The organism is uncultured Enterococcus sp., from assembly GCF_913775425.1.
Classification (GTDB): Bacteria; Bacillota; Bacilli; order Lactobacillales; family Enterococcaceae; genus Enterococcus_G.
In genome coordinates this window covers 21,088-38,111 of sequence record NZ_CAJYIS010000054.1, presented here as the reverse complement: position 1 = coordinate 38,111, position 17,024 = coordinate 21,088, and the positions used below count along the sequence as shown (strand labels likewise).

Annotated in this window: 16 protein-coding genes; 2 read left to right on the top strand and 14 right to left on the bottom strand. The window is 37.1% G+C overall.

Annotated elements, in window-relative coordinates; genetic code table 11:
* Nucleotides 1-2 precede the first annotated feature (2 nt).
* The 13 genes from QZ413_RS05815 to QZ413_RS05755 all read right to left on the bottom strand — a co-directional run bounded on the left by QZ413_RS05815 (nt 3) and on the right by QZ413_RS05755 (nt 13,466).
* On the bottom strand, nt 3-686 hold the full coding sequence (locus QZ413_RS05815) for an ABC transporter ATP-binding protein (RefSeq protein WP_137619599.1): 684 nt from the start codon (nt 684-686) through the stop codon (nt 3-5).
* Nucleotides 687-697: 11 nt separating this feature from the next.
* A complete protein-coding gene (locus QZ413_RS05810; RefSeq protein ID WP_297077435.1) occupies nt 698-1,765 on the bottom strand; it encodes an ABC transporter permease in 1,068 nt (355 codons plus the stop codon).
* Nucleotides 1,766-1,803: 38 nt separating this feature from the next.
* Nucleotides 1,804-2,577 (bottom strand): DUF1295 domain-containing protein, encoded by a 774-nt coding sequence (locus QZ413_RS05805; RefSeq protein ID WP_297077434.1) that lies wholly within the window; start codon nt 2,575-2,577, stop codon nt 1,804-1,806.
* Nucleotides 2,574-4,355 carry a DAK2 domain-containing protein gene (locus tag QZ413_RS05800; protein WP_297077432.1) on the bottom strand — a complete coding sequence of 594 codons (1,782 nt, stop codon included), beginning with the start codon at nt 4,353-4,355 and terminating at the stop codon, nt 2,574-2,576. Before QZ413_RS05800 ends, QZ413_RS05805 begins: the two co-directional genes overlap by 4 nt.
* A gap of 5 nt (nt 4,356-4,360) precedes the next feature.
* On the bottom strand, nt 4,361-4,768 hold the full coding sequence (locus QZ413_RS05795; protein WP_137614767.1) for a DUF2177 family protein: 408 nt from the start codon (nt 4,766-4,768) through the stop codon (nt 4,361-4,363).
* A gap of 138 nt (nt 4,769-4,906) precedes the next feature.
* Nucleotides 4,907-5,314, bottom strand: coding sequence for a DUF2871 domain-containing protein (locus QZ413_RS05790; protein ID WP_297077429.1), 408 nt, complete (start codon nt 5,312-5,314; stop codon nt 4,907-4,909).
* Between the two features lie 10 nt (nt 5,315-5,324).
* On the bottom strand, nt 5,325-6,014 hold the full coding sequence (locus tag QZ413_RS05785; protein ID WP_137614765.1) for an ABC transporter ATP-binding protein: 690 nt from the start codon (nt 6,012-6,014) through the stop codon (nt 5,325-5,327).
* 12 nt (nt 6,015-6,026) lie between these two features.
* Nucleotides 6,027-7,091, bottom strand: a complete 1,065-nt coding sequence (locus tag QZ413_RS05780; protein WP_297077460.1) for an ABC transporter permease — start codon at nt 7,089-7,091, stop codon at nt 6,027-6,029.
* 17 nt (nt 7,092-7,108) lie between these two features.
* Nucleotides 7,109-7,705, bottom strand: coding sequence for a TetR/AcrR family transcriptional regulator (locus tag QZ413_RS05775; RefSeq protein ID WP_297077425.1), 597 nt, complete (start codon nt 7,703-7,705; stop codon nt 7,109-7,111).
* Nucleotides 7,706-7,830: 125 nt separating this feature from the next.
* A complete protein-coding gene (locus tag QZ413_RS05770; protein WP_297077423.1) occupies nt 7,831-9,237 on the bottom strand; it encodes a deoxyribodipyrimidine photo-lyase in 1,407 nt (468 codons plus the stop codon).
* A 411-nt stretch (nt 9,238-9,648) separates the two neighbouring features.
* A complete protein-coding gene (locus QZ413_RS05765; RefSeq protein WP_297077421.1) occupies nt 9,649-10,860 on the bottom strand; it encodes a class C sortase in 1,212 nt (403 codons plus the stop codon).
* A 33-nt stretch (nt 10,861-10,893) separates the two neighbouring features.
* A complete protein-coding gene (locus QZ413_RS05760; protein ID WP_297077420.1) occupies nt 10,894-12,714 on the bottom strand; it encodes a SpaH/EbpB family LPXTG-anchored major pilin in 1,821 nt (606 codons plus the stop codon).
* Nucleotides 12,711-13,466, bottom strand: a complete 756-nt coding sequence (locus QZ413_RS05755; RefSeq protein ID WP_297077418.1) for a pilin N-terminal domain-containing protein — start codon at nt 13,464-13,466, stop codon at nt 12,711-12,713. Before QZ413_RS05755 ends, QZ413_RS05760 begins: the two co-directional genes overlap by 4 nt.
* A gap of 596 nt (nt 13,467-14,062) precedes the next feature.
* Here QZ413_RS05755 and QZ413_RS05750 point away from each other — a divergent pair.
* Entirely contained in the window at nt 14,063-14,617 is a 555-nt protein-coding gene (locus QZ413_RS05750) for a DUF1836 domain-containing protein (RefSeq protein ID WP_297077417.1), read from the top strand.
* Nucleotides 14,614-15,468: a DegV family protein gene (locus tag QZ413_RS05745; RefSeq protein WP_297077415.1), complete on the top strand. Its 855-nt coding sequence runs from the start codon at nt 14,614-14,616 to the stop codon at nt 15,466-15,468. The genes QZ413_RS05750 and QZ413_RS05745 overlap by 4 nt, the downstream gene beginning before the upstream one ends.
* A 40-nt stretch (nt 15,469-15,508) precedes the next feature.
* Here the strand turns inward: QZ413_RS05745 and QZ413_RS05740 are convergent, their stop codons facing one another.
* Nucleotides 15,509-16,966 carry a CotH kinase family protein gene (locus tag QZ413_RS05740; protein ID WP_297077413.1) on the bottom strand — a complete coding sequence of 486 codons (1,458 nt, stop codon included), beginning with the start codon at nt 16,964-16,966 and terminating at the stop codon, nt 15,509-15,511.
* Nucleotides 16,967-17,024 lie beyond the last annotated feature (58 nt).

Here is a 17,024-nt window from a genome sequence, read left to right as displayed (position 1 = left end):
TACTATTCACCTGACTTTTCTTTTTTTTCGGTTAACTCTCCATCTTTCATTATATATACTTTATCACAATAGTCGACTAAACGGAGGTCATGCGTGACCATGATCGTCGCTTTTTGTTTTTCTTTCGTTTCTTTTGCTAAAATTTTGACCACTTCATAGGCTTTTTCCGTATCTAAACTTGCAGTGGGCTCATCAGCTAAAATAATCGTAGGATCATGATATAAAGCACGGATGATAGCGATTCGTTGACGTTCTCCTCCTGAAAGCTCTTCTGGATATTTTGAAACTAATTTTTCGACGCCTAGTTGAGTAAATAATTCTGTTCCAACTGACCGTGCTTTTTGTTTCGTGACTTTATCGACTAATTTCAATTGATCTTTGACGGTCAAAAACGGAACAAGATTTGATGCTTGTAAAATAAAGCCGATTTCTTTAAAACGTAAAGCCGCTCGTTGTTTTTCTTTTTTCTGACTAAATGGTTGGCCGTTGATCAAAACTTCACCTGAAGTTGGACTCTGTAAGCCTCCGATAATGGTTAAAAATGTACTTTTTCCAGATCCCGATGGTCCAATAATAGCTACAAATTCTCCTTTATCTACTGAAAAATTCGTTTCTTTTAACGCATGAATCGTCTCATCACCATCCTGAAATTGCTTGGTCACGTGTTTCATTTCTATCGCGCTCATCTATTTTCCTCCTAACTAATGGCTTTTAATGGATCGATTTTGACAATAGTACGAACTGAGAAAAAGGCTCCAATGATTGCAACGACAACCATCATAATACTGACTGCGGCAAAAAATAACGCATTACTTTGAAACGGTACCGCTTCTGGCAATACAAGTCCTGAGCCGATCGTAGCAAGCAACCCGATCCCAACACCCACAACCGCTAAAAAGAACGTTTGGGCAATAACAGAGCGGGCAATGTAACTACTAGAGATTCCTTGGGCTTTCATCACACCAAAAATCGCCGTTTTTTGCATCGTTAAAACATAGATGAAGATCCCAATAACTACTGCAGCGATGACGACTAAAAAGCCGATCATAAAACCAAAAGTCAACACTTGGGCATTATATCCCGGAAGTTTATTGATAAATGTTGAAATCGTTAAACGTTGTAAACTACTTGGTACATCCGTTAGTTTCCCTTTTGTCACAATGGCATTTAATTTCATCGGTTGCATTTGCGCACGTTCACCGTATTTTAGTTTGTGGACCGTATCTAGCGTTGTGTACAGGATTGGTGCCACATTAAATTTTGCATTTTTTGTAAATCCTGTGATAGTCAATTCGTCTTCATTTGTTGCTAAGATGATCGTATCGCCGATTTTATACCCTGCATTGATTTTTAAACTTTCATCGGCAACGACCTCATTATCTTTTGTAAATAATTTTCCTTCTGTAACTTCTGGAGTAATAAACTGATCTGGATTGATTCCAAAGAAACTGACATTTTCTTTTTCTGATTTATCCCCTTCACGATAGACGATACCAGAAAGTTGTGACAATTCAGCCTTGTCTTTGACATCAACCTTATCAAAATCTTTAGGATCGATCATCGACATATTCAAATTATCATTGGCTTCACTGGATAATAAAATATTATCTGCTTGCCATTTATCGATTCCCATTCGATTTTCTTGAGCTAATCCGTAAGCTAATCCTGTCAAAAAAAAGACCAGATAGGCAATTAAAAACATCACACCAATGACTAATGTGTAACGTAATTTAGAATGTTTGATTTCATTTAATGCTAAAAACATCGATTTTCCCCCTTTTTGGTAGAAAAAAAAGGCTACACTTATAGCCCTTTTTTCCCAATAATTGGAAAGAATTTTGCAGTATGTGCTGCATATTCTTTAAAGTCTTGACGATCATGGTATTTCTTTTCTAATAATGGAACTCCTGAAACAAATAATAACAACAATGTAATACAGATTGGACTTAAAATCAGCCATAATGTCGACCAACTTGTCAGCGCAACTAAAAATACGCCCCACCAACAAACGGCTTCACCAAAGTAATTTGGATGACGTGTTACCGACCAAAAACCACTTGTTAGTAATTTGCCTTTATTCTGTGGATTTTTTTTGAACTGTTCTAATTGACGATCGCCGCCAACTTCAAAAATAAAGCCAATCAACCAAATCAAAACGCCAAGCCATTGCCACCACATCATGGATTCATTTGGGTTAGCAAATGTATACGTGATCGGTAGCGCAATAATAAATAATAATACGCCTTGCAAGACGAATACATTTAAGAACGCTTTGATATCGACATATTTTGTCCCCCAGCGTTTACGCATGTTCACATAGCGATAGTCTTCTGGCTTGTTCCAATTGCGACGAGCAAGATGGGTAAATAATCTTCCACCCCATAATGTCACGAGTACTAAAATGGCTAATTGTTGTAATGTGATCAAATCTGTAGCAATCAAACCGACCCAAGCTACTACAACGAACCCCCCACCCCAAGCAATATCGACTAACGAATACTTGCGTTTGCCTTTTGAAATAATAAACCAACAAATAAAATAGATGAGTAATGCAAATGCAACAATCCCATACATCATTTTTCTTCCTCCTTTAATACCCCGGCGATCGCTAAACTTGATTGTCCCGCACTGATCGCAATCGCTGCTGAGCTTTCTACGATCGCATCGACTGGTATCGCTCGTGCGTTTAAGCTCGTTTTCCAATCAAGTGCTGCTTGTTCATTGAACACATGTGTGACATAGACTGCTTCTAAACGCTGTTTGTTAGCAAATCCGCTAACCTTTTTTGTGATTTTTTTCAAACTTTGTTTTTGACTCAAAGAAGCGCCAATCAACTTGCCATCGCCTTCTTCATTTAGACTGACGATTGGATGGACAGAGGCTTTTTGAGCGATTTTTCCTAATAATTGGGGAATTCTGCCAGATTGAATCATCGGATCTAAATCCGCTACTGCTACATATATAAAAATACGTTCACGCAAGGACCGCAATTCATTCACGACTGTTTCAAATGATTTATCTGCCTCAACTAACTCTACGGCTCGTTTGACAAGTAATCCTTGGGCAATCGAATTGAGTTTCGAATCGATTACTTGAATCCAGTTAGAAGAGAGCTGTTTTTCTTTTATGCGTTGGGTGATCAATTGATACGTTCCACTTAATTTAGCCGCTACACTGATAACCAACACATGATCATATTTCCCTTCTAAAAACGAAAGCAAGGCATCGACCGTTTTTATATTTGGTTGCGCAGTACTCATACTTTTAGCTGTTTTTAGTCGTTGCTGTAAATAATCTGGTTCGATAGTCAATTTGTCTAAAAATGTTTCTTCATCTAGTAAAAGATTCATCGGTAACACATGTACTTGATGTTCCAAGCTAAAATCTTTTGGTAAGTCTGCGATCGAATCGGTTACAATCGCAATCTTTGCTTTTGCGTTTTGTCCAATTTGATATTGCAATTGCATATCGTCGACTTTTTGATACGTCACTTGACCATTAGATACTAAATAAGACATCAATCGTGCAGGTTCACTAGTGTGGATATGTATCTTTACTTGTGTTTGATCACCAATCAAAACCAAAGAATCACCATAGTGTGCCAGTTGTGCTTTAAATGTGTCAAATTCTATCGTCAACTGTTTGACTAAAAATTCTGAACAATAACGATATCTAGGTGCCTCGCTTAGAAAATGTTCTTCGATTGCTTCCTGTTGATCTACTTGCATCTTTTCATAGTGAGAGACATCCCCATTACAAAAATATTCGGTTAGACCGGCAATAAAATAATAAAATCCTTTTGCACCTGCATCGACTAATTTATTCTTCTTCAGTACAGCCATTTGGAACTGTGTCTGTTCCAACGCTGCTTTAGTCTGTCTTTTTGCAACCGTCAACGCCTCAATCAGGGTATTTCCGTGTTCGATCTGCTCAACGAGATGTTCTGACCACACATGCATAACTGATAAAATCGTACCTTCTTTTGGTTCCAAGACAGCTTGATATGCTTTTTTTGACGCTTCTTGTGCTGCATAAACAAGTGCTTTTTCTGCTACGAGTGCATCATCATAGCTAGTACTTAACCCATAAAAATATTGAGCAAAGATCATACCCGAATTTCCTCTAGCACCCATCATTGCCGCTTCTGATAATTGGTTCAATCCATCTTTGATGCTGTTTGTTTGTATGGAAACTTGGTCTAAGATCGTTTGCATCAAAGCAGCCAAGTTACTCCCAGTATCTCCATCAGCTACAGGAAATACATTGATTCGATTCAATTCTTGTTTTTGATTGACGACTTCTTTAGCCCCATTCAAAAAGCCTTCGAGTAACCTGGTTCCTTCTGATTCTTTCATTTCATTCACATTCCCTTAAAAAAATTCGCTTGGATCATATAAACAATTGCCGACGTCACAGCGGTTACACCAGTCCCCCAAGCAAGGTCGATAATCGTCATCTTCACTGGCCAATCTTTAAGCGTGGCTAAATTTGTCAAATCGTACGTTGCGTAACAAATCAACCCAAATAATGCTCCCGCACCGATTGTATAAAGAATACTCTGTTTTTCGACTCCTGGTAATAATACGAAAAAGACAACACCTATCACATAAAGCACATAAAAAATCACTGCTGGAGCCAATTTTACTTCTCCCATTAGTTGTCCAATAAAATGTTGATACATTTTTTTCGATACTACCAACAACCAAAATAAGTCAAAAATCAAAAAGACAATCGCACTTGTTAAAAATAATTTGAAAAATTGTGACATGCCTTCCTCCCCCTTATCACTTGATAAGCAAAGTGTAGCATATCTCCATTTTCATGCCTAGAATGTTGCTCAAATTCAAGCGCTTTTTTCTGCTAATTAAATAACACGTTATTTTTTATGACAAAAAAAGAACATGCTCTACGCATGCTCTTCTACTGAACCAAATAATACAGCAAAGAAAAAACCTAACCCGATCGTCATGATAATATGCCCTAGACCGGCAATACCTGAGATCGCTGCTGAACTTTCAATCCCCATCACGGTCATTGTTCCGTGGATCAGCATAAGTAATAAGGTGATTCCCAAACCGATATTGTACGTGATATAAAATCGCTTGTACCATTTATGTGCCATAATATGGAAATTTTTTTCTAATAATAACACAATCAAGAAGAAAAACATCCCCAAGACTAACGTATGTGTGTGTAGGGTGCTTAGTTGTGTTTTCCCACTAAAATCAAACCATTTAGTCAATTCTCTATAATAAACCCCCAATAATAATCCAATGATCATATACGACATACTTACTCTGACTAGTTTTTTCATCATTTCCCCCTTAAACTTCCTCGGCTTTTACATGATCTTTTTGTGTCAATACGCCATCTTTCATCACGTATACTTTATCGCAAAAATCAACTAAACGAATATCATGTGTAACCATAATCGTTGCTTTATTTTTTTCTTTTGTTTCTTTTGCTAAAATTTTAACCACTTCATACGATTTCTCTGTATCTAGACTCGCAGTTGGTTCATCGGCTAAAATAATCGTCGGATCATTGTAAAGCGCTCGGATGATCGCGATTCGTTGACGTTCTCCTCCAGATAATTCTTCTGGATATTTATTTTTTAATTTTGCTACGCCTAATTGTTCGAATAATTGTTCAACATCGATTTTAGATTTTGCCCTTGTCACTTTATCCACAAGCTTCATTTGTTGTTTGACGGTCAAAAACGGAACGAGATTTGATGCTTGTAAGATAAAACCAATTTCATCAAATCGTAATTTAGCACGTTCTTTTTCTTTTTTATCACTAAATGGTTGACCGTTGATCAATACTTCTCCTTCAGAAGGCGATTGTAAGCCTCCAGTGATCGTTAAAAAGGTACTTTTCCCCGAACCAGAAGGACCGATGATTGCCACAAACTCGCCTTTTTCAACCGAAAAATTAGTAGGTTTCAAGGCTTCGATCGTTTCGTCGCCGTCTTTAAAATATTTCGTTACATTTTTTAATTCAATAGCTTTCATCTAATCTCCTCCTTATCCAATGGCTTTCAATGGGTCGATCTTCACGATCGTGCGTACTGAGAACACGGCACCTAAGATCGCAATGACCACCATCAAGACGCTAATACCTACAAAGAACATCGTATTCACTTGGAATGGTACGGCTTGAGGCAACAACAATGCAGAACCTAGTGTTGCAAGCAACCCGACAACGACTCCTACGACAGCTAAAAAGAACGTTTGTGCAATTACGGAGCGTGCGATATAGGCACTTGAGATCCCTTGAGCTTTCATCACACCAAAGATATTGATTTTTTGCATCGTAAGTACATACACGAAAATCCCAATCACGACAGCAGCAATCACGACTAAAAAGCCAATCATAAAGCTAAATGTTAATACTTGTGCGTTGTATCCTGGCAATTTATTAATAAATGTTGCGATCGTTAATTTTTCTAAACCTTTTGGTAGATCTTTGACAGTCCCTCTGGTCACAACTGCATTATATATTTGTTCATTATTTTTAGTGGGTGCACCACCTAAATCGGTCGTTGTGGCATACGATACATAAAGAACAGGTGAGGCAGAGTAACTTGCTTTATCTGTAAATCCAACGATTTTTACTTTTTCACCTGTCCCAGCTACACTGACTGTATCCCCCAGTTTGATGTTGTATTGTTTTTTCACACTTTCATCGGCCACTGCTTCATTCTTTTCGCTAAACATTTTTCCTTCAATAATATTTGGCGCAATAAACTGCTCTTTGTCGATTCCAAAAAACGTAACGTTTACCTTATCATCTTGATCATTACCTTTGACCAAAATACCTGGTTTTTGAACTAACCCTGCTTTATCACTTGCTTTGATAGCATCGAATTCTTTTTGCGTAATCATCGACATATTTAAATTATCATTTGAAACACTTGTTAAAATAACATTATCGGCTTGCCATTTATCAATCGACATTTGAAATTCTTGCGCTAACCCATAAGATAGGCCTGTTAAAAAGAAGACCAAGTAAGCAATCAGAAACATCACACCGATCACTAAACTATACCGTAGTTTTGAATGTCGAATTTCGTTTAAAGCTAAAAACATCATTTATCCCTCCAATTTTATCTTAAGCCTTTAATTAACCATTGTGTTCGAAAATCAAAATCAGCTACTAATTCATCTTCAGTCCATTCATTGACGAGCGCTGAAGTGATGGAATCTGTCACCAGATCCATTAAAAAGAATAAAAACGCATGTGCTTCTTCTTTCGTCTCGATGTTAAATTGATTTTGTTTTAATAAACGCATCCACTGACCGATGAAGTGTTTACTCTCGTCGACTGTTGTGCGCTTATATAAAGTCGTCGTCTCTCCTTTAAGCAATAAGTGTAATCCTTTGAATTCTTGGCTCAAACGATCGAGCGTCAGACTTGTTATCAAATATTCTTTCAAACCAAAGAATATGTCTTCTGGTGTCGCCATGACTGCATCTAAAATATCATGATGGATCTGATTGGCAAATTTTTGGACAATATACCGATGGGCATCTTCTAGATTGACAAAGTATTTATAAAACGCTGCTCGTGAGATTCCAGTCGCTTCTACGACTTGCGCTACTTTGACTTGACTAATATGGAATTCATTGAACAGATCGATTAAGCTTCCTTCAATCAACATACGTTTTTCATCGGCTAAATTATAAAAAGTTTGTGTTGGCATTTTACTCGCTCCTTCAAAAGTGACATTTCGTCACTTCTTGTTTATTATTCTAATCGAACTATTTTTTGAAGTCAAGAATTAAACAAAAAGAAAAGACTTACAGTACTGTAAGTCTTTTCGCAATACTATTCTTGTGCTCTTTCTTTACTAAATTCATACTTTGCAAGTGCTTTTTTACGTTGTTCTTTATGGTCCACTATCGGTAACGGATACGTTTCACCTAATTTGATCCCATATTCTTTTTGTTGGGCTTCGGTCATTTTTTCAGGTTGATGGATAAATTTATTTGGTATTGCTTTTAACTCTGGTACAAAAGTTCGAATAAAGTTTCCTTTTGGATCAAATTTTTCGGATTGCGTAGTCGGATTGAAAATTCGAAAATAAGGAACTGCATCGGTACCTGTCGAAGCCGCCCATTGCCAGCCGCCAATGTTGCTTGCCGGATCATAGTCAACTAGCATCTGCTGAAAATACTTTTCACCCCAACGCCAATCGATTAAAAGATCCTTAGTTAAAAAAGAAGCTGTGATCATCCGCAAACGATTGTGCATCCAGCCGGTTTCATTCAACTGACGCATCGCCGCATCCACGATTGGAAACCCCGTTTGACCAGCTTGCCATTTTTTAAAGTCAGCTCGTTTATTTTCCCATTCGACATATCGATAATTTTCTTGGACACTTTCTTCTTTTTGTTTTGGAAAAGCTGCGTAGATCATGTGGTAAAAATCACGCCAGCACAATTCTTTTTCGAATGTCGTTTTACCGGTCGAATTCGGTGCCTTTTGAACTGCTTGCCAAACGGTACGAATCGAAATTTCACCGGTACGCAAGTGACGAGACAAGCGACTGGTTTGATCTGCTTCAGGAATATCGCGCTTTTGATCATATACTTTAAGATCTTCGTTGACAAATTTCTTCAGTCGTTCTATTGCATAGGCTTCACCTAAAGGCTGATCGTCAAGCACAGGTAATTGCTCACAAAACGTCTCGAATCGCGCTTCTTCTTTTTCAAAAATCAGCTGACTTTTTACTGTCGTTTTGCTTAAATCCACTTCGATTGGACTTTCCTTCACTTGCTCGATCCATTTTTTATAGTACGGTGTATAGACTTTGTAATAGTTACCATTTCGTGTAATTTCTCTTGCTCCATGCAGATACCCATCCATAAATTCGTGGACTTGGATCTTTTGTTCTTTAAAAAAAGTACGCATTTCTTGATCACGAGTAGCACCATATCCCGTTTCATCAGTATTAAAATAAATATCTGTAATTTCTGGCACAGCCTTCAATAGTTCTTTAAATGAATCTTTAGGATCTCCAAAATGAACATGCAAGTGGCGATGTTGATCGATTTGTTTTTTTAGATACGCTACACTTGAAAAAAAGGCCTGATGATTAGGACTGCCTTCGATAAATTGTTCTGGATTTAATTGAAAAAATAAAATCAATTCCTCTGATTCCTCACAAGCTTTTGCTAGTGCTTTATTATCTGAAATTCGTAAATCTTTACGAAACCACATTACTGAAGTCATCGTCATTTCCTCCCACTTGTTTTTATCTAGTATACGTGATTTAAAAAAATTATGGCATTATTATGCATAGCAAAACAAGCAGAGCAACGGATGGTTTTAACGAAACATCCATTGCTCTGCTTGTTTTCATAGGTTTTTTGGGGAGGTATCAAAAGATACTTATTTTTATTAGATTAAAAAGCAAAAGAAGATATTTTTTTGAATAACGGTTGTCAGTATTCGATTCCTTTAAAATCACTAATAAAAAAACAATAATATATATAAGGTTATTTATAAAAATATTGTTTCAATAACTTTTGATAATTTAATTCTATCAAAAAATAACAAATTTTAAAGTTCATTTTTTTTTATATCTTGCATATTTTTCGGACTAAAATAAAGAACACATCCTATTTTAAACGGATGTGTTCTTTAAGAGATTGCAAATGACGTTCTTGGTTGAACAAGCGAGATTTGACAATCCTTTTGTTTTTGATGTGTTTGATGTTTTACTTGTACTTGATAGACTTCGATCGCTTTTTGTTTCTTCGATTTGATGCCAACAAATACTTCGACATCTTCATGATAGACTAACTTTGCTCGATAGATATCTGCTTTTAAATAGTTGAATTCTACAATCCCTAGAGCGTTTGTCGTCCGAATCATTCGGCGTCCATTTTCCATCAATGGTTGACTACCTTTTTTGGGATATAGCAACACTTGCTCATGTGCCAGCGGTTGATTTTCTTGATTAGTTACAAGTAAACGAATCGTGATCATTCTTGTCGTTTGACGTGCACGGTAGATCATATAGCCCATCGTGGCAAATATAGTTAGAGTAACTGTGACAAAGGCACTTAAAATCAAGATTCGTTGCAAATTCATTCCTTGATTTCCTTTTGCAACTTCTTTGGCAATCACCGGTGTATACGGTACGCGATGGCCTGTAATCAATAAACGATGACTATTGATCATATAAGGCGTACATGTAACTAACGTGACCAAATCGCGATGTGGTTGGATCGCAAGCGCTGAGATATCATTCGGTTTTACGACTTGGATATTATCAACTTCGTAAGCTAAATTATCATTTAATACATTGATAACAAAAGTATCGCCCAGTTTGATTTTGTCTAGATCTGTAAATAGTTTTCGTTGAGCTAGTCCTCTATGTCCTGCAATCACGGCATGCGTATCTTCACCGCCAGTCGGCATCGAATAATCATCTAATACTGTTGCACCGTCTTGTAGCAAGAAGTCATTGGTCGTATCAAATAAAGGAATCGTAACTTTGATCTTAGGAATACTAATCGATCCAATCAAATGTTCTTTCCGCATTGCATTTGAGGTGATCTCATTTTCTGAAATATCAGTAAATGGATCTGAATTTGCTACTAAACCATTTTTAGCGATTTCCTTATTCTTTTCTTCCATTTTTTTCTTTTGTGCCGCGACGGTTTCAGCATTACGCTCCGTCATTTCTTGTTCAAATTTCGTAATCCGATATTGGTCGATATAGCCATTTACCGCATCAATATAAAAAGGGTAACACATAATCAGCAATCCAATCAAAAGTAACCCTAGTACCATCAATCGACTAAACAATTGATTTTTCGGCCCAGAACTTCTATTTGTACGCTTCATATATATTACCCCCATTTTATTTATTGCAAGTGATTAAAATTTCACTTCATTTTTTCTAGATCTTACAAACCAGAAACCTGCTGCTGCTACAACAAGCGCCCCTACTGCTAAGTAAGCATAAATTCCATTACCACCAGTACCTGGCAAGAATCCTTCATGATTATTGATGATCGTGATTTCTAAGTCATCACCTGCTTGACCATAACTACCTGCATTGATCGTAAAATCAGTTTTTTCTTTTACAATCACATAACCTTCTGGTGCTTTGGTTTCAATCAAGGCATAAGCATCTTCTTCAGCATACAATAATCCTTTTACTTCAAAGTTTCCGTTTTCGCCAGATTTGATAATGCTTGCTTTAGATTGGTCATCGACATAACGTACACCTTGAGCAGTTGCTGGATTGTAAATTTCTTGTGCAGCTCCTGTTCCTAATCCATTGACTTTATCAGCTGGTCCTTCTGTGTATTGAACATATTGTCCTGCTTTACCGACGATTTGACCTTGGTTGTTTTTAATATCGTTATTCAATTGAATGATGAATTCTGCTCCAGCTAAACCATTTTCTGAACTACCGTCGATTTTTTTGAAATGGCGTCCACCAACGATTAATTTAGGTGCTTTTGATTCATCTTTGTGGCTATCATTTTCAGTTGATTTTTTGAATTCGTATGTTGCTCCATTTTGCATATACACATCTGGAACTGCAAATTCATTGATCGTGATCGTGTAGTATACGCGCAATGTTTGACCTGCATATGGCTCGAGTGCAGCTGCAGTTGCTTTTGAAGTTGCATCGTCTACGTTATTGTTTAAATTAAAAGCAATTGTAAATCCTGATGGATCAGTTTGAGTCGTTTTACCATCCACTGTAACTGGACCTGTAACATTTGTTAATGTATAGTGATCTTTTAATTCACCAGTGATCTCTTTATTGTTTTCACTTGGTACAGTGAAACTGTCAATTTGATTAAATGTTGTACCGACTACGTTCATTTTATCGCTGATCGTTAATTTGTCGTATAAAGTTCTAGTACCATTTTCAAATGGAACACTTTCCCCAATACCATTTGGTACGGTAAAATCGACATAATATTGAATTTTATCGCCGACAGTTTGTGCATATCCTGTATCCTCTTTAACCGTATATCCACCTTTTTGACCAACAGCTAAACCATTTTCAGTTGTTTCTTTTTCATGCCCTACCATTTGTTTATCAAATTCATTTTTAATTACATTTTTAGGATAAAGTTGAATATCTGTTAACAGTTTTCCACCATTTTCTACAGGCAAAACAACTAACATCGGTGCAGCTTCTTGAGAAACGTTAGCTGGTTTAGCTGTTTCAAAAAACATATATGCTTGATAGATTCCGTTAGATTTTGCTGTTAAGTCTGTAAATTTTGCTTGACCATTAGCATCTGTAACTTCAGTCCCAACTTTCCCTGAACTAGGTAATTCTGTATTACTGTAAGTGCTCATTAGTTTGTTTTTGGCTGCTTCAGCTGCTTTTTCTGCTGCTTCTTTTTGATCGATCGTCGTGTCAAAGGCAGCTTTATATGCTGCAGTGTAGTCTTCAGTGACATTATAGGCTTTAAACGTCACACCTGGTAACGGTTTCGCATTTTTAAATTCGTCCATTTCCAATCCTGTATTTGGATACTCTGTAGGTGGAATGATATTCCCTTTGTCATCTCTTACTTCATCATATGCTTTTTTATTTAGCGTAATATTTACAGTATTTTTATCTTCTTCAGCTGCTTTGACCTGATGGCTTCCTGCTGTGATCACACCAGCCATGACTGGTAATAACAACATCATGCTCATCCATAGATTGCGTTTTTTCTTTTTCATTTTCTCTCTCCTTTAGTTTGTTTTTTTCTGGCTATAATCAAAATCCCCGCCAGTAAGATAATCCCTGCACCGATCCACGAAGCCTTGGTTTTCAGCTCGTTGGTACTTGGAAATTTCCCAAACGGTGTCGACTCAGTTGAAGTCGTTTCAGTTGGGGTGTACGGTTCTTCTGGTACACTTGGCTCTGTCGGTGTATATGGTTCTTCTGGTACACTCGGTTCTGTTGGAGTGGTTGGCTTTTCTGATACTTTTCCATCAATATATTTGGGATACACATCGATAGTAGTTAATACTTCGTTAGTTTCGACTGAACGAACTGGCAAAATAATCACTGAAGGCAATACTTTTTTCGACTGGATTTGACTCATTTCACGAACAAGATACACAGCATATTCACCATTTTGTTTCATAGGAACGACAAATTCACATTCGCCTTCACTATTGGTTGTTGCCGTTTTTAATGGTGCAGGTAATCCTTCATCACTGTGTAACGTTTTATCTGACCATGTTTCACTAAATTTTTTCTCATCGAAGTCTGAAGCTTGTTTTGCTTCCAAATAAATTGAAGTGATATCGTATAACCCAACTAATCTACCACCCATCGTCGTCTGCTCACTGTCACTTTCATCTTCATGAATGATCATCGTAACATTCGCAATCGCTGTTTCAGCATCTACTGAACGAGTAAACAACATCAGTAAGAAACCACTTAAAACAGAAACCATTAGTACTCCGCTAACTAATTTCTTCATTGTCCATCTCCTCTTTCATGATGACCCCCCTTTTTTCTGAAACTCATGAATATTCATCGTACGTTTTTCTCATCTATTCATCCTGCTCCCCCTCGCATTCACTATTCCCTACTAGCTAATTGTCAGTAGATGATTTTTATTTAACTCAAGTATAGCGTGTGCATCCAAAATCATTAATCGATTATCCAAACATTTTTGTACGACAATCTAACAAAAATGAAAGTTAAAATATAGTTATTTTTTTACATTAAAAATAAAAAAAAAGCTTATATTAATAATTTATTCACATATTATTTTAGTTATACAAATAAAAACCATCTATTACAATTAAAATGATAACATCATAACAGATGTTACATGAAATAACTTTTATTATTTATGTTTTTTTATCCTTTTTTTAACAAATAAATTATTAAATTCACAATTTTTATTTCGTTATTAAATTCATTTTTTATATTTAAGTAAAATAACGAAACATAAAAAAATATTACAACTGAAATGCAATACTATTCATCACATGGAAAATATGGTATCCTTTATCTAGTTTCAAAAACTAGATAAAACGATTTTTAAAACTCAATATAAGGAGCGCACTCATGGATACACTCCAACAAGAATTACGCGAATGGGCACAAGAATTGACTTGCTTTCATTTGCCACGCTGGCAAGAATTGCCCGATTTAGAACTTTATATGGATCAAGTGATCACGCTTGTTGACCAATATTTATCCCCTGTCATTCAAAGTGAAAAGCACTCATTATTGACAGCAGCAATGGTCAATAATTATGTCAAAAAGAAGATCATTCCAGCACCAATCAAAAAAAAATATAATCGTAAGCACTTGGCTTTTTTAATCGCCATTACCTCACTTAAACAAGTCTTAGTACTTGAAGAGATTCGAACGGGAATTTTATTCCAAGCGAAACAAATCGGTATCAGACAAGCCTATGATTTGTTTTGTGTAACTCAAGAACAAGCCATCCAATTGATCGGCAAACAAATTCAAGGTGATTTTTCAACACCAATCGCCAACGTTCCCTTAGAACTGATTGCTGTAACTGCAGCCGCTAAAAGTTTTTCGGGCAAATTATTAGCTGAAAAAATGGTTCAGCTTGAAAAAGATTATCTAGAAAAGGTGGAAGCAAAGTGAATCAAGAAAAAATTGCTGTTTTAGTCGATTCTGGAACAGATGTCCCAATAGAAATTACCTCTAAGGCTGGAGTCTATACGATCCCCCTACAAATTATCTATAAAAATCACGTCTACAAGGATAAAGTCGATATTTCACCAGAAGAAGTTTATCAAAGACTAACGACTGAAATCCCCAGTACCTCTCTACCCGATGGTGCTGAAATCTTATCTGTTTTAGAAAAAATCAAAGCAGACGGCTACGAAAAAATCATTGCAGTAACGATCTCAAGTGGATTAAGCGGAACGTATAATGTATTACGGTTGCTCGCAGATGAAACGAGTCTTGAAATGAACGTATTAGATACTAAAAATATCGGTATCGGTGCCGGTTTACAAGCAATCCACGCTTATGAATTGATCCAAAGTGGGCTTGCATTCCAAGAAATCATGCAGATACTCAAACGAGAAGTTCAAAAAACAATCTTATATTTTAATGTCGCAACATTAGAATTTCTACAAAAAGGTGGCCGAATCGGTTTAGTCTCTTCGATCGTCGGGACAGCGTTACGCTTAAATCCGACGATTTCTTGTAATGAAGAAGGAATCTATTATACTGTAGCCAAAACTCGTGGTCGCAAAAAAAGTTTAGAGAACTTGATCAAATTACTCAAAAAAGATATCGGTGATCATACAAAGTATCGAATTGCTGTAGCGCATGGAGATGCATTGGAAGAAGGTGAATGGGTACGTTCTTTAGTCAAAGAAACGTTCCCGGATGCAACAGAAGTACTATTTGGTACGATCTCGCCAGCCTTGGTCGTCCATACTGGTCCAGGACTAGTCGGATTAGGTGTGCAAATTTTAGATTAAAAAAGAGGGATGACAGACTTCTGTCATCCCTCTTTTGCTTTTATTTTAATGAACTTAAATAGGTTGTAATCGATGACGCTTCACTTTGAATGGTGCTTTGATCTACTAGATCACTGGCATCTTTTTCAAGTAATGCTTGATCATCGCTGACGATTTTCGCTGCATCGCCACTTGTCACAAGTGAAGCGATCAACTCCGTTTTCTTCTCAGCAATCAAAGCAGCAAATGTACTATTGGCCTCAAATTTTTCTGTCAGTGGATTTTCTTTATTCATACCACCGCCACCACCTGGGTTTTGACCGGCCGTTTGATCACCAGTTTGATTTTGATCTGTTGCTTGATCTGGCGGAGTTTGACCCATCTGTCCATCTTGGCCAGTTGGCGGGGTTGGTCGGTTCGTATCATCACCCGTACCATCCATTTGCCCCATTTGGCCACCGCCGCCAGGTCCATTTTGCCCCATACCACCAAAGGATAGGTTCTGATCCCAAGCGATGATTTGGAATTTCTTCGTATCTTTGTCATAGACCCAATACGCATTATTTCCCGGACCGTCGATATCATCGTCGTTGCCAACGATTTCTTGCATCGCAAGATATGTAGCAAACTCATCGACATCAAGGTAATCCGATAATTTATTCGCAAAATCTTCATCACTTGCTTCATTGATAAATTTCAAGAAATCAATCATCGGTGTCATGTCATCATCACCATATTTTTGATCAAAGACATCTGTATAAGAACTTGCATCATCGCCACGATAAGAATAATCCCCATCGGCATCTGCTTTGTATACTAATACGTTAGTGCCAAAATGTTCCTCCGTCCATAAATCATCATCTGGTGTATCGATCACTAAACGTAATGTTTGATCTGAACCATTAACTGAAACTTTGGTAAAGGCACTTTGTTCGGTTGGAATATCTGCTGCCGTCAGCATCGATAAGGCCACCGCTTCATTTAAAGATGTTTCGCTATTGTTGCCGCGGATAACAAAATCTGTTCTACCTGAATAACTTTGGCCATCCACATATTTATCTAAACGAATGATCCATGGCAAGTCTTCGGCATTGGTTTCTGTGCTATCGGTACTACTGTCTGTTGTACTATCTGTGGTTACCTCACCATTCTTCACACCTTGACCACTAGATAATGCATTTCGTAAGGTTGAATTTCCTTTTAATTTCAACCCGACGTTCTCAAATTTTTGACCATCGATCGTTACGGTCGCTGAGATCCATTTCTTCTTATTGTCTTCTTTATAAGCAGTCAACATCGCTTGATAATCCTCGTCATTAAATTCGATTTCAATCGTATGAACAGTATCATCTGTAAAGAACGTATTTTCCGTACTCGTTGAATCACTACTTGTTGTCGAGACATTTGTTGTATCTGATTTGGTTGTTGTCGATGAACTTGTTGTACCTTGTACGCTGCATCCTGCTAAAAGCATGGTAAGCATGGCTGCCGAAACAAGGTAGGTTTTCATTTTTTTCATAAAATCCCTCCTGTATTGTTAACCTATACTGACTATAGTGTATCGGACTTAAATGAAC

What these genes read in the sequence shown, in the direction of transcription:
- QZ413_RS05785 (WP_137614765.1), bottom strand. Translation starts at nt 6,014, where the DNA reads ATGAAAGCTATTGAATTAAAAAATGTAACGAAATATTTTAAAGACGGC.
- QZ413_RS05770 (WP_297077423.1), bottom strand. Translation starts at nt 9,237, where the DNA reads ATGACTTCAGTAATGTGGTTTCGTAAAGATTTACGAATTTCAGATAAT.
- QZ413_RS05815 (WP_137619599.1), bottom strand. Translation starts at nt 686, where the DNA reads ATGAGCGCGATAGAAATGAAACACGTGACCAAGCAATTTCAGGATGGT.
- QZ413_RS05780 (WP_297077460.1), bottom strand. Translation starts at nt 7,091, where the DNA reads ATGTTTTTAGCTTTAAACGAAATTCGACATTCAAAACTACGGTATAGT.
- QZ413_RS05740 (WP_297077413.1), bottom strand. Translation starts at nt 16,966, where the DNA reads ATGAAAAAAATGAAAACCTACCTTGTTTCGGCAGCCATGCTTACCATG.
- QZ413_RS05755 (WP_297077418.1), bottom strand. Translation starts at nt 13,466, where the DNA reads ATGAAGAAATTAGTTAGCGGAGTACTAATGGTTTCTGTTTTAAGTGGT.
- QZ413_RS05805 (WP_297077434.1), bottom strand. Translation starts at nt 2,577, where the DNA reads ATGATGTATGGGATTGTTGCATTTGCATTACTCATCTATTTTATTTGT.
- QZ413_RS05760 (WP_297077420.1), bottom strand. Translation starts at nt 12,714, where the DNA reads ATGAAAAAGAAAAAACGCAATCTATGGATGAGCATGATGTTGTTATTA.
- QZ413_RS05790 (WP_297077429.1), bottom strand. Translation starts at nt 5,314, where the DNA reads ATGAAAAAACTAGTCAGAGTAAGTATGTCGTATATGATCATTGGATTA.
- QZ413_RS05810 (WP_297077435.1), bottom strand. Translation starts at nt 1,765, where the DNA reads ATGTTTTTAGCATTAAATGAAATCAAACATTCTAAATTACGTTACACA.
- QZ413_RS05765 (WP_297077421.1), bottom strand. Translation starts at nt 10,860, where the DNA reads ATGAAGCGTACAAATAGAAGTTCTGGGCCGAAAAATCAATTGTTTAGT.
- QZ413_RS05775 (WP_297077425.1), bottom strand. Translation starts at nt 7,705, where the DNA reads ATGCCAACACAAACTTTTTATAATTTAGCCGATGAAAAACGTATGTTG.
- QZ413_RS05750 (WP_297077417.1), top strand. Translation starts at nt 14,063, where the DNA reads ATGGATACACTCCAACAAGAATTACGCGAATGGGCACAAGAATTGACT.
- QZ413_RS05800 (WP_297077432.1), bottom strand. Translation starts at nt 4,355, where the DNA reads ATGAAAGAATCAGAAGGAACCAGGTTACTCGAAGGCTTTTTGAATGGG.
- QZ413_RS05795 (WP_137614767.1), bottom strand. Translation starts at nt 4,768, where the DNA reads ATGTCACAATTTTTCAAATTATTTTTAACAAGTGCGATTGTCTTTTTG.